Raw genomic sequence first — 761 nt, forward strand, 5'->3', positions numbered from 1 at the left:
GCAAGAGGCCGGGCCGACGCCAAAGGTCTTCGCCGCCCCCGCCTCGGCCTATGCCCGCAAGCTTCAGGCCGATGTGCCGGCCCTGAACCCCGACCGCTATGCCAGCTTCCGCGATCCGGGTTTTGCCAAGACCAGCGCCGCCAAGATCGAAGTTGCCGGAGTCTCCAAGACCTTCAGCGTCGAGGGGCGCAGTCTGACGGCGGTGGACAATCTGTCCTTCTCGGTCCCGGCGGGCACCACCCATGCTTTGGTCGGTGAATCCGGTTCGGGCAAGACCACGACGATCCGGCTGCTTCTGGGGCTGGAACAACCCGACCGCGGCAGCATCAAGGTGGCGGGGCATTCCGTCTCGGGCCGCGATCCGGCCAGCCTGCGCCAGGCCTGGCGCCATCTGCAACTGGTCTACCAGAACCCTTTCACCTCGCTGGACCCAACCTGGCGTGTCGAGGCCCTGGTGCGCGAGCCTTTGGACCGCTTTAGCATCGGCACGCGCGATGAACACGCCCAGCGCGTGCGTGAGGCCTTGGCGAGCGTCAGCCTGAACGAGGGCCTTCTGTCGCGCCGCGCCACCGACCTGTCGGGTGGCCAGCGCCAGCGCGTCGCCATCGCCCGGGCCTTGGTCCTGCAGCCCGATGTGATCGTTCTGGACGAGCCGACCTCGGCCCTCGATGTCAGCGTGCAGGCCGACATCGTCGAGGTGCTGCTGGCGCTGCAAGCCCGACTGGGTCTGACCTATGTCTTCGTCTCGCACGACCTCGCCC

The 761-nt window shown here is 67.7% G+C and carries 1 protein-coding gene; it reads left to right on the forward strand.

The genetic code is table 11. The features are described from left to right. On the forward strand, positions 1–761 hold a 761-nt coding region (locus AC1DVR_RS23765; RefSeq protein WP_478003089.1), incomplete at both ends, for an ABC transporter ATP-binding protein.

It is taken from the genome of Rhodobacter sp. P2_H5, assembly GCF_056403335.1.